The sequence below is a fragment of the Streptomyces sp. NPDC005303 genome (assembly GCF_040607335.1).
GTDB lineage: Bacteria > Actinomycetota > Actinomycetes > Streptomycetales > Streptomycetaceae > Streptomyces.
The window spans coordinates 35,400-57,235 of sequence record NZ_JBEXGM010000006.1 but is presented as its reverse complement, the minus strand read 5'-3'; the positions used below and the strand labels follow the sequence as shown (position 1 = coordinate 57,235).

Here is a 21,836-nt window from a genome sequence, read left to right as displayed (position 1 = left end):
GCGGGAGTCGGGTCGGTCAGATCAGGTCGGTTGTCGCGTACCGCGCCACCGCGGCCATCGGCACCTGCAGCCAGTCCGGGCGGTGCCGGGCCTCGTAGACGACCTCGTAGATCGCCTTGTCGATCTCGTACGCGCGCAGCAGCACCGGATCGGTCCGCGGGTCCACGCCGCTGACCTCGGCGTATCCGGAGCAGTATGCGGCCCGGCACGCCTCGGTCCAGCCCGGTACCGGCAGGTCGGTCGAGTGTGCCGCGTAGTCGAAGGAGCGCAGCATCCCGGCGATGTCCCGGGCCGTGGGCTGCGGCAGCCGACGCTCGGAGAGCAGCTTGGACGGCTCGCCCTCGAAGTCGATCAGCGACCAGTGCCCCGCGGCCGAGCGCAGACACTGGCCGAGGTGGAGGTCGCCGTGGATGCGCTGCGCGGTCCAGGTGCTGCCCTCGGCGGCGAGATCCCCCAGCGCGGTGAACGCGGAGCGCAGGCCCGGCGCGTGCGGGCGTAGCGCGGGGACCGCCTGGAGGGCCGCCTCCAGCCGCTCGATCATGCCGTCGACCAGCAGCTGCAACTGCTGGTGGCCGAGTGTCACGGTCGGCAGCGCGCGGGCGAGCGCGGTGTGCACTTCGGCGGTGGCCCGCCCGAGAGCGTGCGCCTCGGCACTGAAGTCCTCACCCTTGGCGAGTTCCCGCAGGGCCAGTTCCCAGCCGTCCGACGCGCCCTGCACGAAGGGCTGGAGCACACCGAGGGTGTACGACTCACCCGCCAGCTCCGCCCGCAGCCACCCCGTCGGCGCGGGCACCCGGGGGCAGCCCTCGCGGGCCAGCGCCAGCGGCAGCTCCAGGTCGGGGTTGACGCCGGGCACGATGCGGCGCAGGAGTTTCAGGATGAACGTATCTCCGTAGACGATCGACGAGTTCGACTGCTCGGCGGTCATCACCCGGGCCACCAGACCCTCCCGGATCTCCTGGTGCGGGTCCCGCTCGAAACAGAGCCCGCCGATCCGGGTCCCGGAGCGGATGGCCTCCAGGAGCAGTTCGGCGGGCAGCGGGTCGTGGAGGGCGTCGTACGCGGTGCGGCCGGTGAGCGGCCCCTCCTCGACATGGCCGATCAGCGCGGGCGCCAGCCGGGGCGGCAGCGCCTCGCGCACGCCTATGAGCAGCTGGTAGCAGTCCCCGGGGTGCGGCGGGGCGCCCACGGTGAGCGGCTGGTGGGCGCGGACCAGCAGGTGGTACAGGCCGAGCTTGGCGGTGGGTGGCAGCAGCTCGGTGGCCGCCACCAGGGAGAACCCGGTGAGCGGGCGCCCCTTGCCCGCGAACCAGCGCTGCCGTGGCAGCCACTCCCGCAGGAGTGGATCAAGCGAGGCGAGGAGGCCTGGACTTGTCGTGGCGGTACGGGTGACGGCTTCCGACATGGCGTGGCGTCCTTTCCCCGGGCTGGCTGGTCGGGGTGTTACTGATGCGTGCCCCGGGCGGAGCGGTGGAAACCGCCCCGCCCGATCCTCGTCGGCTACGCGGCGTCCTTGCGGAGCCGGAACCAGTAGAACCCGTGCCCACCGAGCGTCAGCAAGTAGGGCAGCTCGCCGATGGCCGGGAACCGCACCCCGCCGAACAGCTCGACCGGGTGCCGTCCGCTGAAGGCGCTCAGGTCCAGTTCGGTCGGCTGCGCGAACCGGGAGAAGTTGTGCACGCACAGGACCAGGTCGTCCTCGTACTCCCTCAGGAACGCGATCACCGCCGGGTTCGACGACGGGAGCTCGGTGTACGAGCCGAGGCCGAAGGCGGCGTTCTGCTTGCGGATCTCGATCATCCGGCGGGTCCAGTGCAGCAACGACGAGGGCGACGCCATCGACGCCTCGACATTGGTGACCTGGTAGCCGTGGACCGGGTCCATGATGGTCGGCAGATAGAGCCGCCCGGGGTCACAGGAGGAAAAGCCTGCGTTACGGTCCGGTGTCCACTGCATGGGGGTGCGTACGGCGTCCCGGTCGCCGAGCCAGATGTTGTCGCCCATGCCGATCTCGTCGCCGTAGTAGAGGATCGGCGAGCCGGGCAGGGACAGCAGCAGGGCGGTGAACAGCTCGATCTGGTTGCGGTCGTTGTCGAGCAGGGGGGCGAGGCGCCGGCGGATGCCGATGTTGGCGCGCATCCGTGGGTCCTTCGCGTACTCGGCCCACATGTAGTCGCGTTCCTCGTCGGTGACCATTTCGAGGGTCAGCTCGTCGTGGTTGCGCAGGAAGATGCCCCACTGGCAGTTCTGGGGGATGGCCGGGGTCTTGGCGAGGATCTCCGAGACGGGGTAGCGGGACTCGCGGCGGACGGCCATGAAGATGCGGGGCATGACGGGGAAGTGGAAGGCCATGTGGCATTCGTCGCCGCCGGACTTGTAGTCGCCGAAGTAGTCGACGACGTCCTCCGGCCACTGGTTGGCCTCCGCCAGGATCACCGTGTCCGGGTAGGACGCGTCGATCTCCTTGCGGACCCGCTTGAGGAACTCGTGGGTTGCCGGAAGGTTTTCGCAGTTGGTGCCCTCCTGCTGGTACAGGTACGGCACGGCGTCGAGGCGGAAGCCGTCGATGCCCAGGTCCAGCCAGAACCGCAGTGCGGAGATCATCTCCTCCTGGACGGCCGGGTTCTCGTAGTTGAGGTCCGGCTGGTGGGAGAAGAAGCGGTGCCAGAAGTATTGCTTGCGGACCGGGTCGAAGGTCCAGTTGGAGGCCTCGGTGTCGACGAAGATGATCCGCGCGTCCTGGTACTGCTTGTCGTCGTCGGCCCACACGTAGTAGTCGCCGTAGGGGCCGTCGGGGTCCTTGCGGGACTCCTGGAACCACGGGTGCTGGTCGCTGGTGTGGTTCATGACGAAGTCGATGATGACGCGCATGCCGCGCTGGTGGGCGGCGTCGACGAACTCCACGAAGTCGGCGAGGTCACCGAACTCCGGCAGCACGGCGGTGTAGTCCGAGACGTCGTAGCCGCCGTCCCTGAGCGGCGATTTGAAGAACGGCGGCAGCCACAGGCAGTCGACGCCCAGCCACTGCAGGTAGTCGAGTTTGGCGGTCAGGCCCTTCAGGTCGCCGACGCCGTCGCCGTTGCTGTCCTGGAAGGAGCGGACGAGGACCTCGTAGAAGACCGCCCGCTTGAACCAGTCCGGGTCCCGGTCCTTGGCGGGGGTGTCCTCGAAGGTGTCGTGGACGGGCTCGTTGACGATCATGTTGTGGGTGACCCTCCGATCTGCGGGGTGGACGGTCGCAGGACGGTGCTGTGCTCACCCGGGGGATGACCCCCGGACCCCCAGCCGACCACGAGGACGTGTGCCCCGCCGGGCTGCAGACGCACGTAGTTCGCCCTGCCCCAGTGATAGGTCTCACCGGTGAGCTCGTCGCGCACCGGCACCGACTCGTGCCAGTCCAGGCCGAGTTGCGGCATGTCCAACGAGACCGTGGCCTCCTGGGTATGGTGCGGATCGAGGTTCACGACCACCAGAACCGTGTTCGAGCCGCTCCGCTTCGAGTACGCGATCACCTCGTCCTTGTCCGCGTGGTGGAAGTGCAGATCGCGCAGCTGCCGTAGGGCCGGGTTGTCCCGCCTGATGGTGTTGAGCTGGGTGATCAGGGGGGCGAGGCTGTCGGGGGTGTCCCAGTTCCGGGGCTTGAGCTGGTACTTCTCCGAGTCGAGGTATTCCTCGCTGCCCTCGCGCAGCGGGGTGTGCTCGGCCAGCTCGTAGCCGGAGTAGATGCCCCAGGTCGGCGAGAGCGTCGCGGCCAGCACCGCGCGCAGCGCGAACGCGGGACGGCCGCCGTGCTGGAGGAAGGCGTGCAGGATGTCGGGGGTGTTGGCGAAGAAGTTCGGCCGCATGTAGGAGGCCGCCTCACCCGAGAGCTCGGTCAGGTACTCGGTGAGCTCCTGCTTGGTGTTGCGCCAGGTGAAGTACGTGTAGGACTGCTGGAAACCGATCTGGGCCAGGGTGTGCATCATCGCCGGGCGGGTGAACGCCTCCGCCAGGAAGATCACGTCCGGGTCGGTGGCGTTGATGCCGTCGATCACCCGCTCCCAGAACACCACCGGCTTGGTGTGCGGATTGTCCACCCGGAAGATCCGCACCCCGTGGTCCATCCAGTGCCGCAGCACCCGCGTGGTCTCCGCGATCAGACCCTCCAGGTCCGCGTCGAAGGCGATCGGGTAGATGTCCTGGTACTTCTTCGGCGGGTTCTCCGCGTACGCGATGGTCCCGTCGGCGCGGTGGTGGAACCACTCCGGATGCTTCTGCACCCACGGATGGTCCGGCGAGCACTGCAGCGCGAAGTCCAGCGCGATCTCCAGCCCGTGCTCCTGGGCTTCCCGGACGAACCAGTCGAAGTCCTCGATCGTGCCCAGGTCCGGGTGGACCGCGTCGTGACCGCCCTCCGGCGAACCGATCGCCCACGGCACCCCCACATCGTCCGGCCCGGCGGACAGGGTGTTGTTGCGGCCCTTGCGGAACGTGGTGCCGATCGGATGGATCGGCGGCAGATACACCACGTCGAAGCCCATCGCGGCGATCGCCGGCAGCAGGCGGGCCGCCGTACGGAACGTGCCGTGCGGCCGCTCCGCAGTGCCCTCCGAACGCGGGAAGAACTCGTACCACGACCCGAACAACGCCCGCTCCCGCTCCACCAGCAACGGCAGCGACTCCGACGCCGTGATCAACTCCCGCAGCGGGTACCGAGCCAGGACCGCGTCCACCTCCGGCGTCAGCGCGGCGGCGAGGCGGGCGGCGGCCGGCCGGGTCTCGTCGCGGAGGGCGCGGATGGCCGCGAGGATCACGCCGTTGCGCCCGTCGTCGGGGACGCCGGCGGCGGCCCGTTCGTAGAGCCGGGCGCCCTCCTCCAGGACCAGCTCGGTGTCCATGCCGGCCGGAATCTTGATCTGGGCGTGGTGCCGCCAGGTGGTGATCGGATCACCCCAGGCCTCGACGGTGAAGGTCCACAGGCCCGGTGGGCCGGCGGTGACGGTGGCGCCCCAGCGGTCGGTGCCGGGGGTCAGTTCGCGCATGGGGGTCCAGGGTCCGGCGCGGCCTTCCGGATCCCTCAGTACGACATTGGCGGCGACCGCGTCATGACCCTCGCGGAACACGGTGGCCGAGATCTCGAACGTCTCACCGGTGACCGCCTTGGCGGGCCGGCGTCCGCGCTGGACGACCGGGCGGACGTCCAGGACGGGTATGCGCCCGACGGCCGTGGCCGGACCCGCTTCCGTGGAGGATCGCTCCTGGAGCGGTGGTCCGGGGTCGACGGGGTGGGTGGTGGATGCGTCGGTGCTGGTCGTCAGGGGTGCTGACGAGTGGTGCGTGGCGGGCATGACCGCTCCTGTCCGCGTCAACTTCGGGTGGGCGGATGGATGTGGGGAGGGGGTCCTGCGTGGCGTCTCAGTGAACCTACCTGAGGCGTGTACCGGAGGAGCCTTCCCACCCTATTCGGGTGGGCAATCCGGCACTTTGCTAACTACTCACGCGTATGTCTTTACACAAAACCGGCCCCGTTCCGGCCGAACGGGGCCGCCTTGCGGACACTTCCCCTAAGAACCGGGCACCTGAAGGAGCCTGTCCGGTGAACCGGGTCCCCGGCCGGACACCTTCCTGGAGGCCGCCGATTTCACCAGGGCTTTGCCGACCTGTGCCGGAGTGGCCCTCGGGTGGTCGGCCAGGTAGAGCGCGGCCGCGCCCGCCGCGTGCGGGGCCGCCATCGACGTACCCGAGAAGGTCGCCCTGGCGGTGTCGCCTGCGATGCCCGCCGAGGTGATGGAGACTCCTGGTGCGAACAGGTCGAGGGCCGAGCCGTAGTTGGAGAAGCCCGCCCGCCTGTCCTTGGCGTCGGTCGCGCCGACCGTGATCGCCTGGGGCACGTCCGCGGGCGAGTAGAGCCCGGCCGACAGCCCGTCGTTGCCCGCGGCGACCACGTAGGTCACCCCGGAGGCGATGGAGGCGCGTACGGCGGCGTCCAGCTCGGCGCTGTGATACCCGGCCAGGCTGAGGTTGGCGACCGCCGGCCTGCGCGCATGCTGCGTCACCCAGTCGATACCGGCGATGACCTGGGTCGTCGTGCCTGTTCCGGCGTTGTCGAGGACGCGTACGGCGACCACCCCCGCCTTTTTGGCGACGCCGTACCCGGTGCCTGCGACCGTGGCTGCCACATGGGTGCCGTGGCCGTTGCCGTCGCCCGCCGAACCGTCGCCCCCGACGAAGTCCCATCCGTAGGACGCCCGGCCCCCGAAGTCCTTGTGGGAGATCCGGATGCCGGTGTCGATCACATACACCGTCGTCCCGGCGCCCGCCGACCGCGGCCAGGTGTAGGACCTGTCCAGCGACGGCTTCGGCTGGTCGACGCGGTCCAGGCCCCAGGACGGCGGGTTCTTCTGGGTGCCCTCCAGGGTCACCCGGGTGTCCTGGACGACCGAGGCGACCCGTGGGTCCGCCGCGAGCCGGCCGGCCTGTCTCTCGTCGGCCTCGATCGCGTAGCCGTTGAGAACCGTGCCGTAGGTATGGCTGATTCTCGCCCCGTACTTCTCGGCGAGGCCCTTTCCGGCCGCCGACGGGGCCTTCGTTCCCCCCTTGAGTGTCACCAGGTAACTCCCGCTGACGGAGCCGGGCTCTCCGGCGCCGAGTATCCGCCCCTCCGGTACGGCGTGCGCGGGTGGGGCGATGGCCGAAAGTGCCGCGGCGCAGCTCGCCGCGGTCAGGCCCCCCACCCAGCGCAGACGCCGATCTCGCGTCCGTGCCATGGCTTGCGTTCCCCTCCTCAGCTCGGCGTACGCCGGCCGCGGTCCACCGGGAGCACCCGGTGCCGGCCGGTACGCCATGGGGAAGCCTCTCGTGCGGTGTGAAGTACCACAAGGACGCCTGTGGGGGTGTAATCGGCCATATCGGCTATGGGAGGACGTGGGGAGGTTGCGGCGATTTCAGGACTGTTCGATCCGGAGCGGCTTGCGGGCGACACGGCCTTCTGCCGTGAACTGCGCCGTGGTGACGAGACCCTCCGCCCGGATACGGTCGGGGTTGACGACAGGACGCACACCGCCGTGTGTCCCACTCCGCACGCTCGCCGAGGTGGAATGTGAAGGCGATCCGTCGATTCACCGTCCGACCCGTACTCCCCGATGCCCTGCGGCCCCTGAGTGATCTGGCGCGCAACCTGCGCTGGTCCTGGCACGCGGAGACCCGTGATCTCTTCCAGTCCGTCGATCCTGAGCACTGGGCCGCGTCGGGCGGTGATCCCGTACGGCTGCTCGGCAGCGTGCGGCCCGCCCGGCTCGCCGAACTCGCCGAGGACCGCCACTTCCTGCGCCGGCTCACCGCGGCCGCCGACGACCTCCACGACTACGTCACCGGTGAGCGCTGGTACCAGGCCCACACCGGTGAACTCCCGGCCGCCGTCGCCTACTTCTCGCCCGAGTTCGGCGTCACGGCCGCCCTGCCGCAGTACTCCGGCGGTCTGGGAATCCTGGCCGGCGACCATCTGAAGGCCGCCAGTGACCTGGGCGTGCCGCTGATCGGCGTGGGTCTGCTGTACCGCCACGGCTACTTCCGCCAGTCCCTGTCCCGGGACGGCTGGCAGCAGGAGCACTACCCGGTCCTCGACCCCAACGAACTGCCGGTGGCGCTGCTGAGGGAGGCCGACGGCACCCCGGCACAGGTGTCGCTGGCCCTGCCCGGAGGCAAGCAGCTGCACGCCCGGATCTGGCTCGCCCAGGTCGGCCGGGTGCCCCTGCTGATGCTGGACTCCGACGTCGAGGAGAACGACCTCGGCGAACGCGGGGTGACCGATCGGCTCTACGGCGGCGGCAGCGAACACCGGCTGCTCCAGGAGATGCTGCTGGGGATAGGGGGTGTCCGGGCCGTACGGACGTACTGCCGGCTGACCGGGCACGCCGACCCCGAGGTCTTCCACACCAACGAGGGACACGCCGGGTTCCTCGGCCTGGAGCGGATCGCCGAGCTCTGCGACCAGGGGCTGGACTTCGACGCGGGCCTGGAGGCGGTCCGCGCGGGGACCGTGTTCACCACGCACACCCCCGTCCCGGCCGGTATCGACCGCTTCGACCGCGAACTGGTCGCCCGGCACTTCGGCGCCGACGCCGAGCTCCCGCGCATGGACGTGGGCCGCATCCTCGCCCTCGGCATGGAGACCTACCCGGGCGGCGAACCCAACCTCTTCAACATGGCCGTGATGGGCCTGCGCCTGGCCCAACGCGCCAACGGTGTCTCCCTGTTGCACGGGCAGGTCAGCCGGGAGATGTTCTCCGGACTCTGGCCGGGATTCGACCCCGAGGAGGTGCCGATCACCTCCGTGACCAACGGGGTGCACGCCCCGACCTGGGTCGCGCCCGAGGTGTTCCGGCTCGGTGCCCGGCAGATCGGCGCCCAGCGCACCGAGGACGCGCTGACCGTCGGCGGCTCAGACCGCTGGGACGCCGTCGGCGACATCCCCGACCAGGACATCTGGGAACTGCGCCGCTCCCTGCGGGAGCAACTGGTGACGGAGGTGCGCGAGCGGCTGCGCGCGTCCTGGCGTCAACGGGGTGCCGGTACGGCGGAGTTGGGCTGGATCGACGGCGTCCTCGACCCCGACGTGCTGACCATCGGGTTCGCGCGCCGCGTCCCGTCGTACAAGCGCCTGACCCTCATGCTGCGGGACCGCGACCGGCTGATGGATTTGCTCCTGCACCCCGAGCACCCGATCCAGATCGTGGTGGCGGGCAAGGCGCACCCGGCGGACGACGGCGGCAAACGGCTGGTCCAGGAGCTGGTGCGGTTCGCCGACGACCCGCGGGTCCGCCACCGGATCGTCTTCCTGCCCGACTACGGCATGGCGATGGCGCAGAAGCTCTACCCGGGCTGCGACATCTGGCTCAACAACCCGCTGCGGCCGCTGGAGGCCTGCGGGACGAGCGGGATGAAGGCGGCCTTGAACGGCTGCCTGAACCTGTCCGTCCTCGACGGCTGGTGGGACGAGTGGTTCCAGCCCGACTTCGGCTGGTCGATCCCGACGGCGGACGGCGTGGGGACCGATCCCGACCGCCGCGACGACATAGAGGCCGACGCCCTCTACGAACTCCTCGAACAGCGGGTGACCCCCCGCTTCTACGAGCGCGGCCAGGGCGGTCTGCCCGACCGCTGGATCGAGATGGTCCGCCAGACGCTCACCCTGCTGGGCCCGAAGGTTCTTGCGGGCCGTATGGTCCGCGAGTACGTGGAACGCCTCTACGCCCCCGCGGCCCACGCCCACCGCGCGATGGCCCCGGACGCGGCGCGCGAACTGGCGGAGTGGAAGGCCAGGGTGCGCACGCAGTGGCACGGCGTGACGGTCGACCATGTGGAGACCACGGCCGCGACGACCACGGCCGAACTCGGCACCACGCTCGGACTCCGGGTCCGCGTCGGCCTCGGCGCCCTCGGCCCGGACGATGTGGAGATCCAGGCGGTCTCCGGCCGCGTGGACGAGGCGGACCGCATCGCGGACGCGGCGACGGTCCCGCTCAAGCCGGTGGGCGGCCCGGACCCGGAGGGCCGGTGGGTCTACGAAGGCCCCCTGTCCCTGGACCGCACGGGCCCGTTCGGTTACACGGTCCGCATCCTGCCCGCACATCCGCTGCTGGCGTCGGGCGCGGAACTGGGGCTGGTGGCGGTGCCTTCGGAGGACGCGGTGGAGGGGGCGGGGGTGCTGATGCGGTGAGCGAAGGGGGCGCGGGCCGGGCCGTCGGCCTCAGCCCGCGTCCTCTCCGCCGCACAGCCTGCGCAGTACGGCCCCGCACCGCCGTGCGTAAGCGTGCTGGAGTCCGCGCGTCGCCGGGCCGCCCGCGCGGGAGTACCACTTCGCGCCCTTGCTGAAGGCCGACACCGTCAGCCACACCGTGCCGTCGCCCGTGCGGTCGACGACGAAGGACTCCTCGCCGCATTCGGGGTGGCCGGTCAGGGTGCCGTAGGCCCAGCCCGCGCGGCGGTGTTCCTCGACGGTCCAGACGACCCGGCAGGGGGCCTTGATGACGCCGGCCAGGGTGACCGTGACGTCCACGTCGGGGGCCGCGCGGTCCGCGGTGGCGTCTATGCCGACGCCGAGGGCGCGGTGCATCTCCCAGGTCAGGACCGCCTCGGAGGCCTTCCGGAAGACGTCGTGGCCCTCGCCTATGCGCGTGCGGACATGCAGGGGGTGGAAGCCGGGCGGGCAGAAACCGCTCCGCCGGGTCGCGCCGACGTCGTCGTACGTGAAGGACATGGGACCCAAGAGTAGGGCGGTACCCGGAAATGCCTTCGTTCCGGGTACCGCCCGTGGAGCCTCTCCGGGTACTAGCTCACGTTGACCGCGGACCAGGCCGCCGCCACCGCCTTGTACTCGGCGCTGGTGGAGCCGTACAGGGCGGACGCCGCGGAGAGCGTGCCGGTGCGCGCCGACTTGTAGTTGGTCGTCGACGTGAAGTACGTCGTCAGCGCCTTGTACCAGATCTGCAGCGCCTTGTCCCGGCCGATGCCGGTGACCGTGGAGCCGTTGGACGTCGGCGAGTTGTAGGACACGCCGTTGATCGTCTTCGCGCCGCTGCCCTCCGAGAGGAGGTAGAAGAAGTGGTTGGCGACACCGGACGAGTAGTGGACGTCCAGGTTGCCGACGGAGGAGGACCAGGAGTCCGCCGAGCCGCCGTCCTTGCTGGGCTTGTCCATGTAGCGCAGCGGGGTGCCGTCGCCGTTGATGTTGATCTTCTCGCCGATGAGGTAGTCACCCTTGTCGGACGAGTTGTTGGCGAAGAACTCCACGCCGGTGCCGAAGATGTCCGAGGTGGCCTCGTTCAGGCCGCCGGACTCGCCGGAGTAGTTCAGGCCCGCCGTGTTCGAGGTGACGCCGTGGCTCATCTCGTGGCCGGCCACGTCCAGCGAGGTCAGCGGGTCGACGTTGCCCTCGCCGTCGCCGTACGTCATGCAGAAGCAGCTGTCGTCCCAGAACGCGTTCACGTACTGGTTGCCGTAGTGCACCCGGGAGTAGGCCGCGACGCCGTTGTTCTTGATGCCGCTGCGGCCGAAGGTGGACTTGTAGAAGTCCCAGGTCTCCGCCGCGCCGTAGGCGGCGTCGACGGCCGCCGTCTGGTCGGTGGCGGAGCTGGAGGCCGTGCCGGTGCCCCACGTGTTGTCGGCGTCCGTGAACAGCGTGCCCGCCGACGAGCTGGTGCCGTGGGACTTGTTGTACGTCTTGTGGCTGCCGCGCGAGCCGTCGGTCAGCTGGTACGTCGAGCCCGAGAGTGTGGTCTCCAGGCTGACCGTGCCCGAGTACAGGCTCTTGCCGGTGCCGGTCGCGTTCTCGATGCCCTGGTACTCGAAGAGCTTCTTGCCGGTGGCTGCGTCGGTGATGACGTGCAGCTGGTTCGGGGTGCCGTCGTCCTGGAAGCCGCCGACGATCGTCTCGTAGGCGAGGACGGGGGTGCCCGAGCCGGCCCAGATCACCTTGCGCGCGCCGTCGGCGGCGGCCTTGTCCGAGCCCGCGGCCTTGGCGACGGTCAGCGCCTGCTTCTCGGCCTTGGCGACGGTGATCTTCGGAGTCACGGAGGCGACCTTGATGGTGGCCTTCGTCGCTCTGGAGACGCCCTGGGTCGCACCGGACTTCGACTCGTGGACGACGAGGTCGCCGCCGAGGACCGGCAGGCCGGCGTAGGTGCGCTCGTAGCGGGTGTGGACCGTGCCGTCGGCGTCCTTCACGACGTCCTTGACGACCAGCTTCTCCTTGGTGCCGAGGCCTATCTCCTGGGCCGTGTCGGCGGCGGTGGCCTGGCGCTCCTTGATGAGCGAGGTGCGCGCGGCCGAGGACAGCTGGACCGGGGCGGCGAGCGTGGCCTTGCCGCTCGACTCCGCCGGGGTCTGGGCGGAGGCGGCACCGGCGGTCATGCCGGTGGTGAGCAGGGCCCCGGCCGCGACGGCGGTGGCGATGGCCAGGGTGGTGCGCTTGTGACGCGCGTAGAGGGGGGTCACACAAGCTCCTTCGTGGGGGAGCCCGGAGGGCGTGGGGTTGCCTTCCGGGGTGGTTGTGAAGTTGTGCGGCGGTTGTGAGGAAGCGTGGCATCAAGGCGCGTACATGTCATGACCCCCAAGTGATGTTGGCTGAAAGTCGACGGCTGAATGAACATTGCAGGCATGTAAAGCGAGTTGACCTGGGTAAAGCGCCAACAGGACGTCGGTCATGGGAGGGTAAAAAGAGGGCGCCGCCCCGGGGTTTCGAACCCCCGGGACGGCGCCCTGACTTGGCGGGTGCGGGCCTACGGGAAGGTCAGCTTCCAGCCGTTGATGTAGCCGGTGTCCTGGGCCGCGTTGTCCTGGACCCGCAACTGCCAGGTTCCGTTGGCGACCTCGGAGGACGCGTTCACCGTGTACGTGGTGTTGAGGTTGTCGGTGCTGCCACCGGTGCCGTACGCCTTCAGCGTGTACGCCGTGCCGTCGGGGGCGATCAGCTGCACCCGGAGGTCACCGATGTAGGTGTGCACGATGTCGACCGTGACGGCGAGGTTCGAGGGCGCGTTGCCCGTACGCCCCGACACGGTGATCGGCGAGTTGACCGCCGCCCCGTTGTCCGGAATCGATACGTCGGTGGTCGACTCGAACGAGGTGCCGCCACCGCCCCCGCCACCGGGACGCGAACCGACCGCCACGCCCGCCCAGGCGTTCGCCACGGCCGTGTACTCGGCGCTGGTGGTGCCGTACAGCTCACCGGCCGCCGCGAGGGTGCCGGTGCGGGCCGCCGCGTAGTTCGTCGTCGACGTGAACTTCGTGGTCAGCGCGCGGAACCAGATCTTCTCCGCCTTGTCCCGGCCGATGCCGGTGACCGGAAGGCCGTCCGAGGTCGGGGAGTTGTAGGTGACACCGTTGATGGTCTTGGTGCCGCTGCCCTCCGACAGGAGGTAGAAGAAGTGGTTCGCCGGGCCGGAGGAGTAGTGGACGTCCACCGACCCGATGCCCGAGTACCAACTGTCCTTGGACGCGCCGTCCTTGCTCGGCTTGTCCATGTAACGCAGCGGCGTGCCGTCGCCGTTGATGTCGATCTCCTCGCCGATGAGGTAGTCACCGACGTCGCTGGAGTTGTTGGCGTAGAACTCGACGGCCGTGCCGAAGATGTCGGAGGTCGCCTCGTTCAGCCCGCCGGACTCGCCCGAGTAGTTGAGCCCCGCGGTGTTGGACGTGACGCCGTGGGTCATCTCGTGACCGGCCACGTCGATCGACGTCAGCGGATGGGTGTTGCCCGAGCCGTCGCCGTAGGTCATGCAGAAGCAGCTGTCGTCCCAGAACGCGTTGACGTACGCGTTGCCGTAGTGCACCCGGGAGTACGCCCCGACCCCGTCACCGCGGATACCCGAACGCCCCTGCACGTTCTTGTAGTAGTCCCAGGTGAGCGCGGCACCGTAGTGCGCGTCCGCGCCGGCCGTCTCCGTGTTGGAGGCGCTGCCGTTGCCCCAGACGTCGTCGGGGCCCGAGAAGAGGGTGCCGGTGCCGGAGGTGCCGCGGTTGAGGTTGTACGTCTTGTGGCCGCCGCGCGCCGAGTCGGTCAGGTTGTACGTCGACCCGGACTGGGTGGTGCCGAGCGTGACCGTGCCGCTGTACATGGTGTTGCCGGTGCCGGTCTCGATGCCCTGGTACTCGTAGAGCTTCGCGCCGGTCGCCGCGTCCGTGATGACGTGCAGCTCGTTCGGCGTGCCGTCCTCCTGGAGACCGCCGACGACCGTCTCGTACGCCAGGGTCGGGGTGCCGTTGCCGGCCCAGATCACCTTGCGCGGGGCGCGGTTGGTGTCGGCCCTGTCGGCGCCGGCGGCCTGCGCGGCCTTCAGCGCCTGCGCCGACGCCTTGGCCGCGGTCACCTTCGGCGTCACGGAGGCGACCTTGATGGTCTTGTTCGTCGCCTTGACGACGCCCTCGGTCGCACCGGCCTTCGTGGTCTCCACGACGAGGTCGCCGCCGAGGACGGGCAGGCCGTCGTAGGTGCGCTCGTAGCGGGTGTGCAGCGTGCCGTCGCCGTCCTTGAGGACGTCACGGACGACCAGCTTCTCCTTGGCGCCGAGGCCGAGGTCCTTGGCGGTGTCCGCCTTGGTGGCGTTCGCCGCGCGTATCAGCTCGGCACGCTGGGCGGGAGTGAGCTTGACGGACTCGGCGCCCGGAAGCACCTTGCCCGCGGCCGACGGTGCCCTCTCCGGGGCCGCGGTGGCGGCGCCCGACTGGACGGCCGCGGCGATCAGGGCGGAGACACCGACCAGGGCCACGGCGGCGGCCTTGCGGTGCAGGGTGTGGGGGGCGCGTCTGTGGGAGGAACTGTCTCTCAACACTGACTCCTTCTGCGCGGCCGCGGATCGCGCGGCCAGGGGAGACCGGACGGTGGGTCGACCGTCCGGGCGGTACGCGGAACGAGGTGCAGGCGGCCGAAGATCGGAACACAGCGAGAGATCTGTGAGGTTGCTGTGAAGTGGCCGTGGGAAGAGTGGCACCGGAAAGCCCGTACTGTCAGGAGCGCGTCAGAAACTTGGCCGGAAACGGTTCGTTGTCCGGTAGTTCATGTTCGATATACGGTCCTGTGGGGTCAGCTGCCGCCCGGCCCCCCGTGCCACGACCCCCACAGCGCCGCGTACGCCCCGTCCGCCGCCACCAGCTCCTCATGCGTGCCCAGCTCGGTCAGCAGGCCGTTCTCCATCACCGCCACCCGGTCCGCGTCGTGCGCGGTGTGCAGCCGGTGCGCGATGGCGATGACCGTGCGTCCTTCGAGTACGGCGGCCAGGGCGCGCTCGGTGTGCCGCGCGGTCGTGGGATCGAGGAGCGCGGTCGCCTCGTCGAGGATCAGGGTGTGCGGGTCCGCCAACACCACCCGGGCCAGGGCGAGTTGCTGCGCCTGCGAGCCGTCCGTACGGCAACCGTCCTCGCCGAGCCCGGTGTCGAGCCCCTCGGGCAGCTCCCGTACCCACCCGTCGGCTCCCACGGCGGCCAGGGCGGCCCACAACTCCTCGTCCCCGGCGCCGGGTTCGGCGATGAGGAGGTTGTCGCGGACCGTGCCCAGGAAGACGTGGTGCTCCTGGGTGACCAGGACGACCTGGCGGCGCAGCTGCTCGGGGTCCAGGCCGACGACCGGGACCCCGCCGACGGTCACCGATCCGGAGGTCGGCGCGTCGACACCCGCGAGCAGCCTGCTCAGGGTGGTCTTCCCGGCACCGGACGGGCCGACCACCGCGAGCCGCTCACCGGGGCGCACGGTCAGGTCGACGCCGTGCAGGACCTCGATCCCGCGACCGTAGGAGTAGCGCACGTCGGTGACGTCGATACGGTCGCCGTCGGGCGTGGGGGAGCCCCCGGAATCGGCGCGCGGCGCCTCGGCGAGGCCCTCCACCCGGGCGAACGAGGCACCACTGGACTGGAGTTGCTCGACCCGTACGAGGATCTGGTCGAGCGGGGTGACCAGCTGCTGCAGATACAGGGCGGCCGCCACCACCGAGCCCAGGCTCAGCACGCCCCGCGCGTGCAGCATCCCGCCGATCAGGAGCACGCCGGCCACGGGCAGGATGTACGCCACCTCCACCACGGGGAAGAACACACTGCGCAGGTAGAGGGTGTAGAGGCGGGTGCGGCGGGCCGTGTCGAGGGCCTCCCGGCTCGCCCTGACCCGGCGCTCCCCGATCCGCAGCGCCTCGACCGTGCGGGCCCCGGACGCGGTGGCCGCGAGGATCTCGGCGACGTCGGAGGTGGCCTCGCCCTCGGCCAGGTAGCCGTCCCGCGCCCGGCGCAGGTACCAGCGCAGCACCAACCAGATGGGCAGCAGACCGAACACACCGATGGCACCGAGCAGTGGGTCGAGGACGAACACCGCGGCGAGCAGGAACACGAACTGCACGGAGTTGATGAGGAGTTCGGGTCCCGCGTCGCGGAGTGTGGTGCCGACGGTCGCGACGTCCGCGGTGCCCCGGGCGGTGAGGTCGCCGGTGCCGGCGCGTTCCACGACGGAGGCGGGCAGGGCCAGGGTGCGCTCCACGAACTCCTCGCGGACGCGGGCCAGGGTGCGTTCACCGAAGCGGTGGCCGACATAGCGGGCCCAGCGGGCGAGGAGAAGCTGTGCGCTCGCGCACCCCACCAGGACGAGCGAGAGCCGGTCCACCGCGGCCACGCCCGCATCGGCGCGCACCTCGTCGATGATCCGGCCGAGCAGCCACGGTCCGGAGAGGCCGGTGAGGGCGGCGGCCGCGTTCAGGGCGAGTACGGCGGTGAAGGCGCGGGCGTCCTCGCGGATCAACCGGACGGACGCGCGCCGCACGGTGGCCTGGTCGGCGATCGGGAGGTGGCCCTTGCTCACTTCATGACCTCCGCGTCTCGGGCGACCAGCGCGCGGTAACCCGGTTCCTCGGTGAGGAGTTGCTGGTGGGTGCCGGTCGCCCCGAGTTTGCCGTCGACCAGGTAGAGGACCGTGTCGGCGTGGTCGAGGACGAGAGGCGAGGTGGTGGTGACGGCGGTGGTGCGGCCTTCTCGGGCCTCGCACAGGCGCTTGGCCACGAGGGCTTCGGTGTGGGCGTCCAGGGCGGAGGTGGGTTCCACGGCCAGGAGGACTTCCGGGTCGGCGAGGAGGGCCCTTACCAGGCGGATGCGTTGGCGCTGGCCGCCGGAGAGGTTGCGGGCCTGGGCGTCCATGAGGGAGTCGAGGCCGTCCGGGAGCCCCTGCACGATGTCGTCCGCCGCGGCTGCGTGCAGGGCGGCTGCCAGTGCGTTGTGGCTGGTCGCACCCCTTTGGGGCGCTACCACCTCACGTAGGCTTCCTGCGAACAGGTCCGCCTCGTGGTCCGCCAGCAGGATGTGCTCCCTGATCTGAGGGAGCCGGATCTCCTCCATCGGTACTCCGCCCCAGGTCGCCCGGGACGGGGTGTAGCGGGCCAGGCGGTCCAGGACCCTTGCCGTGTCCGCCGGGTGCGCCGAGGTCAGTGCTGTCATGCGGCCCGGCAGGATGCTCACCCCCGACTCCGGGTCGTGCAGGACTGAGGGCTCCGCCGGAGCGTCCCTGGTGCCGGTGTCCGCCAGTGGCTCCAGGCGCAGGAAGGTGACGACCCTCCGCGCGGCCACCACACCCCGGCTCAGTTGGTACCCGCACTCCACCCAGAACGCCACCGGCCCCACCAGGACCGCGACATAGCCGTACACCGCCACCAGCTCGCCCACCGTGATGTCCCCTTCGGCGGCCAGGCGGGCCGCGAGCCAGGTGACGACGGCGAGGAACAGGGTGGGCAGGCCGACGCCGAGGGCCTGGACCCAGCTGGTGACCGCGCCGACCCGGTAGCCCTGGGACCGCAGGCGCTGGGAGTCGTGGTGGAAGGCGTCGGCGACCAGGGACTTGCCGCCGAGGCCGTTGAGGACGCGCAGGCCGCCCGCGAGGTCGGCGATACGGGAGGTGAGGACGCCCTGGCGGTTGCGGTACTCCGTCTCGGCGCCCTGGAGGCGGGACAGGAAGGGGCCCACGAGGAGGACGATCGCCGGAATGCCGAGGAGGACCACGGCCGCGAGGACCGGGGAGACCGAGACCAGCAGGCCGGCGACCGTCAGATAGGCGACGCAGGCACCGACACCCGGGCCGACGACGGTCAGGGACTGGGCGATCGTCTGCACGTCGCCCACCCCGATCGTGACGACCTCCCCGGCCCCGGTCCGGCGCGAGAGCGCGGCGCCGAGGCGGACCGCCTGTGCGACGACCACCTTGACCGTGCGGAAGTTGGCGTCCATCCGTACCCGGGTCATCGTGCGGTGCCGCATGATGCTCAGCCAGGCGTTGAACGAACCGACTGCGAACAGCGCGAAACTCCACCCGGCGAGCGCCGCCCAGTCGCCCGGCTCCAGGCCCTCGTCGATCGCCTTCGCCATCAGATACGGCGTCGCCGCCAGCAGCGCCATCCAGGAACTGCCCAGCAGCGCCCCGGCCACGGACCGCCCCGGCTGACAGCGCACCAGCCACCACAGATACCGCCAGCCGCCCCGGACGTCGGGCGTGCCTGGATCCTCGTACGCGTCGATCACATATCCCCCTGGTCGCACATGTGGCGGCTCACGCCAGACTGTCCCGCCAGGCCCGGTGCAGATCCGCGAACCGGCCCGTGCCCGCGACGAGTTCGGCCGGTGTGCCGTCCTCGACGATTCTGCCGTGCTCCATGACCAGGACCCGGTCGGCGATCTCCACGGTCGACAGCCGGTGCGCGATCACCACGGCCGTACGGCCCTTCAGGACCGTCGCCATCGCGCGCTGCACGGCCCGCTCGCCCGGGATGTCGAGCGAGCTGGTCGCCTCGTCCAGGATCAGCACCGCCGGATCGGCGAGCAACGCCCGCGCGAACGCCACGAGTTGGCGCTGACCGGCCGAGATACGGCCACCCCGCTTGCGGACGTCCGTGTCGTACCCGTCGGGCAGCGCGCTGATGAAGTCGTGCGCCCCGATCGCCTTCGCGGCCTGCTCGATCTCCTCGCGGGTGGCGTCCGGGCGGCCGATCGCGATGTTCTCGGCGACCGTGCCGGAGAACAGGAACGCCTCCTGCGTCACCATGACCACCCCGCGCCGCAGTTCGGGCACGGCGAGCTCGCGAAGGTCCACGCCGTCCAGGAGGACGCGGCCGTCCGAGGGGTCGTAGAAACGGGCGAGGAGCTTGGCGAGGGTCGACTTTCCGGCGCCGGTCGAGCCGACCACCGCGACCGTCTGTCCGGCGGGCAGGGTCAGATCGAAGCGGGGGAGCACCTCGCCCCCGGTGCGATAGGCGAAGCGGACGCCGTCGAAGACGACCGCGCGGCCCGGGTGCTGCGACTCGAGGGCCGGGAGCTGCCTGGGTGCCGACGGCTCGGGCACGGTCGGGGTCTGGGCCAGCAGGCCCGCGATCTTCTCCAGGGAGGCCGCCGCCGACTGGTAGGAGTTCAGGAACATCCCGAGCCGGTCGATCGGGTCGTACAGCCGCCGCAGGTACAGCACCGCGGCGGCCAGCACACCCAGCTCCAGCGAGTCCTGCGCCACCCGGTAGGCGCCCCACAGCACGATCCCCGCGACGGCCGTGTTGGCGACCAGCCGGGAACTGACGACATAGCGGGCCATCTCCAGGAGGGCGTCGCCGTTGACCCGCCCGTGCCGCTTGTTCAGTACGGCGAAGTCGGCGTCGTTGGCGGCCTCGCGGCGGAACGCGCGCACCGGCCGGATGCCGTTCATCGTCTCCACGAACTTCACGATCACCGCGGCGATCGCGGTCGACCGCTTCCGGTACACCTGGCCCGCGCGCCGCCGGTAGCCCCGTACCAGCAGGTACAGCGGCACGAACGACGCCACCGCGACCGCGCCGAGCCCGAGGTCCAGCCAGAGCAGCAGGGCGGAGATGTAGAGGAACGACAGGATGACGGTGACGAGTTCCTGGAGCCCCTCGCTGAGCAGCTCCCGCAGCGACTCCACGTCCGTCGTCGAACGGGAGATCAGCCGGCCCGAGGTGTAGCGCTCGTGGAAGTCGACGCTCAGCGCCTGCGCATGGCGGAAGATCCGGCCGCGCAGGTCGAGCAGCACGTCCTGGTTGACGCGGGCGGAGACCAGGATGAACGCGTACTGGAGTCCGCCGGAGGCCAGCGCGCACAGCAGATAGCCGGCGCCGACCGCGATCAGCGGGCCGTTGTCGTGGTCACGGAACGCGGGCACCGCCCGGTCGATGGCGTACGCCACCAGCAGCGGACCCGCCTGCACCGCCGCCTGCTGGAGCAGCAGCAGGAGCGTGGTCACGGTGACCCGCGCCTTCATGGGGGCGAGCAGGGAGCGCAGGAGGAGGGCCGTGGCCTTGGGAGGCGCGGGCAGACGGTCCTGGTCGAAGGCGTCGTCGGTGTCCTTCGGCCTGGAGAGCTCGGGCTCTTCGTCCGACGCGGGCGCGGACGTCGTGGGGGCCGTCATCGGGCGTCCTCCTCTTCCCTGGGCTCTTCGTCGAGCGCTTCCCCGGGCTCTTCGCCGGACCCGGACATGAGGTGGGCGTACTCGGCGTTCGTGCGAAGCAGTTCGTGGTGGGTGCCCACGGCCGTGATGCGGCCGCCCGACAGCAGGGCGACCCGGTCGGCGAGCTGCACGGTGGAGGGGCGGTGGGCGACGATCAGGGCGGTGGTGTCCGCGAGGACCTCTCGCAGCGCGGCCTCGACCGCGGCCTCGGTGTGGACGTCCAGGGCGGACAGCGGGTCGTCCAGGACGAGGAACCTCGGTCTGCCCACGACGGCCCTGGCGAGGGCCAGGCGCTGGCGCTGGCCGCCGGAGAGGCTGAGGCCCTGTTCGCCGACCTTGGTCGCGGTGCCCTCGGGGAGGGCGTGCACGAAGTCGGCCTGGGCCACGGACAGGGCGCGGTCCAGTTCCTGTTCGTCCGCGCCCATCAGCACGTTGTCGCCCACGCTGGTGGAGAAGAGGGTGGGGTCCTCGAAGGCGACGGCGACCTTCGAGCGCAGCTCCTGCCTCGGCATGGCGGTGATGTCCTCGCCGTCCAGCGTGATGCGGCCGGAGGTGATCTCGTGGAGACGGGGCACGAGGGCGGTGAGGGTCGTCTTGCCGCTGCCGGTCGCGCCGACGAGAGCCATGGACTCGCCCGGCCGGATGTGGAGCTCGATCAGGTCGAGGATCGGTGGGGAGTCCTCGGGGGCGTCGGGGTAGCGGAACCGGACGCTGCGGAACCGGAGGCCTTGGTCGTCGGCTGCGGGTTCGTGGGGGCTGGTCGCGCCGTTCCCCGCGCCCCCACGGGGAGTGTCTTCCTGCTCCGGCACTTCATTGATCACCTCGAAGTAGCGCTCCGTCGCCGTCGCCGCTTCCTGGGTCATCGCCAGCAAGAAGCCGATGGATTCCACCGGCCACCTGAGCGCAAGAGCCGTCGACAGGAAGGCCACCAACGTGCCCGCCGACAACTCCCCGTCGGCCACCTGCACACAGCCCAACACCAGCGCGGCCCCGATGGCCACCTCGGGGAGGGTGGTGATGACACCCCAGATCGTGGCCAGCAGCCCCGCCTTGCGCAGCTCGGTTCCCCGCAGTTTCCCGGACAGTTCCCGGAAGGCCCGCGCCTGGGAACGGTGTCGCCCGAAGCCCTTGATGATCCGGATGCCGAGGACGCTCTCCTCGACGACCGTCGTGAGGTCGCCGACCTGGTCCTGGGCGAGCCGCGCCACCCGGTGGTACCGCTTCTCGAAGATGACGCACGTGATCATCACGGGGATGGCAGGACCCAGGATCACCAGCCCGAGCGTCCAGTCCTGGAGCAGCATGATGATCACGCCGACGAGGATCGTCACGGCGTTGACCAGCAGGAAGGTCAGCGGGAAGGCGAGGAACATGCGCAGCAGCATGAGGTCCGTGGTCGCCCGGGACAGCAGCTGGCCGGACGCCCAGCGGTCGTGGAAGGCCACCGGAAGGCGCTGGAGACGGCGGTAGAGACCCGCCCGCATCTCCGCCTCGACATGCGACAGCGGGCGGGCCACCAGCCACCGCCGCAGCCCGAACAGCAGCGCCTCCGCGAACCCGAGCAGCAGCAGGTACAGCGCCCCGAGCCATACGCCCGCCGTGTCTCCGTCGGCGACCGGGCCGTCCACCATCCACTTCAGGACGAGCGGGATCACCAGCCCCGTACAGGAGGCGAGAACGGCGACGACCGCGGCGGTGAACAGCCGTGCGCGGGCCGGCCGGACATACGGCCACAGACGCAGCAGGGTCCTCACGGCCGACCGGTCCTTGGTGGTTACAGGTGTCGTGGACATCAGCTGCGAGCCTACGGACCGGCACTGACAACGCCCACCGAGTTTTGGCCGGACCTGAATCGGCCGAAGGCCCTACGACCTGCGTGTTCGAGGGGCCG

General features: G+C 70.5%; 12 protein-coding genes. 1 reads left to right on the top strand and 11 read right to left on the bottom strand.

The features are described 5' to 3' along the window. Window positions 1–16: 16 nt before the first annotated feature. The 4 genes from ABZT93_RS11590 to ABZT93_RS11575 all read right to left on the bottom strand — a co-directional run bounded on the left by ABZT93_RS11590 (window position 17) and on the right by ABZT93_RS11575 (window position 6,746). The gene (locus ABZT93_RS11590; RefSeq protein WP_356102355.1) at window positions 17–1,405 is read right to left on the bottom strand and encodes a maltokinase; all 1,389 of its coding nucleotides are present in this window, start codon (window positions 1,403–1,405) and stop codon (window positions 17–19) included. A gap of 95 nt (window positions 1,406–1,500) precedes the next feature. Beyond that, window positions 1,501–3,201, bottom strand: coding sequence for a maltose alpha-D-glucosyltransferase (treS, locus tag ABZT93_RS11585; protein WP_356102352.1), 1,701 nt, complete (start codon window positions 3,199–3,201; stop codon window positions 1,501–1,503). Then, entirely contained in the window at window positions 3,198–5,327 is a 2,130-nt protein-coding gene (locus ABZT93_RS11580; protein ID WP_356102349.1) for an alpha-1,4-glucan--maltose-1-phosphate maltosyltransferase, read from the bottom strand. The genes treS and ABZT93_RS11580 overlap by 4 nt, the downstream gene beginning before the upstream one ends. Window positions 5,328–5,543: 216 nt before the next feature. Then, window positions 5,544–6,746: a S8 family peptidase gene (locus ABZT93_RS11575; RefSeq protein WP_356102346.1), complete on the bottom strand. Its 1,203-nt coding sequence runs from the start codon at window positions 6,744–6,746 to the stop codon at window positions 5,544–5,546. Window positions 6,747–7,078: 332 nt separating this feature from the next. On the opposite strand from ABZT93_RS11575, the gene ABZT93_RS11570 reads away from it, so the two are divergent. Further along, entirely contained in the window at window positions 7,079–9,697 is a 2,619-nt protein-coding gene (locus tag ABZT93_RS11570) for a glycosyltransferase family 1 protein (RefSeq protein WP_356102343.1), read from the top strand. A 30-nt stretch (window positions 9,698–9,727) separates the two neighbouring features. On the opposite strand, the gene ABZT93_RS11565 is transcribed toward ABZT93_RS11570, so the two are convergent. The 7 genes from ABZT93_RS11565 to ABZT93_RS11535 all read right to left on the bottom strand — a co-directional run bounded on the left by ABZT93_RS11565 (window position 9,728) and on the right by ABZT93_RS11535 (window position 21,738). Then, the gene (locus tag ABZT93_RS11565) at window positions 9,728–10,237 is read right to left on the bottom strand and encodes a DUF1990 domain-containing protein (protein ID WP_356102339.1); all 510 of its coding nucleotides are present in this window, start codon (window positions 10,235–10,237) and stop codon (window positions 9,728–9,730) included. 71 nt (window positions 10,238–10,308) lie between these two features. Then, window positions 10,309–11,973: a M4 family metallopeptidase gene (locus tag ABZT93_RS11560; RefSeq protein ID WP_356102336.1), complete on the bottom strand. Its 1,665-nt coding sequence runs from the start codon at window positions 11,971–11,973 to the stop codon at window positions 10,309–10,311. A 284-nt stretch (window positions 11,974–12,257) separates the two neighbouring features. Next, a complete protein-coding gene (locus tag ABZT93_RS11555) occupies window positions 12,258–14,306 on the bottom strand; it encodes a M4 family metallopeptidase (RefSeq protein ID WP_356102332.1) in 2,049 nt (682 codons plus the stop codon). 254 nt (window positions 14,307–14,560) lie between these two features. Further along, the gene (locus ABZT93_RS11550) at window positions 14,561–16,315 is read right to left on the bottom strand and encodes an ABC transporter ATP-binding protein (protein ID WP_356102329.1); all 1,755 of its coding nucleotides are present in this window, start codon (window positions 16,313–16,315) and stop codon (window positions 14,561–14,563) included. Beyond that, window positions 16,312–18,018 carry an ABC transporter ATP-binding protein gene (locus tag ABZT93_RS11545; protein WP_356102326.1) on the bottom strand — a complete coding sequence of 569 codons (1,707 nt, stop codon included), beginning with the start codon at window positions 18,016–18,018 and terminating at the stop codon, window positions 16,312–16,314. Before ABZT93_RS11545 ends, ABZT93_RS11550 begins: the two co-directional genes overlap by 4 nt. A gap of 28 nt (window positions 18,019–18,046) precedes the next feature. Beyond that, window positions 18,047–19,906, bottom strand: a complete 1,860-nt coding sequence (locus ABZT93_RS11540) for an ABC transporter ATP-binding protein (protein ID WP_356102325.1) — start codon at window positions 19,904–19,906, stop codon at window positions 18,047–18,049. Beyond that, entirely contained in the window at window positions 19,903–21,738 is a 1,836-nt protein-coding gene (locus tag ABZT93_RS11535) for an ABC transporter ATP-binding protein (RefSeq protein ID WP_356102322.1), read from the bottom strand. Before ABZT93_RS11535 ends, ABZT93_RS11540 begins: the two co-directional genes overlap by 4 nt. Between the last annotated feature and the right edge of the window lie 98 nt (window positions 21,739–21,836).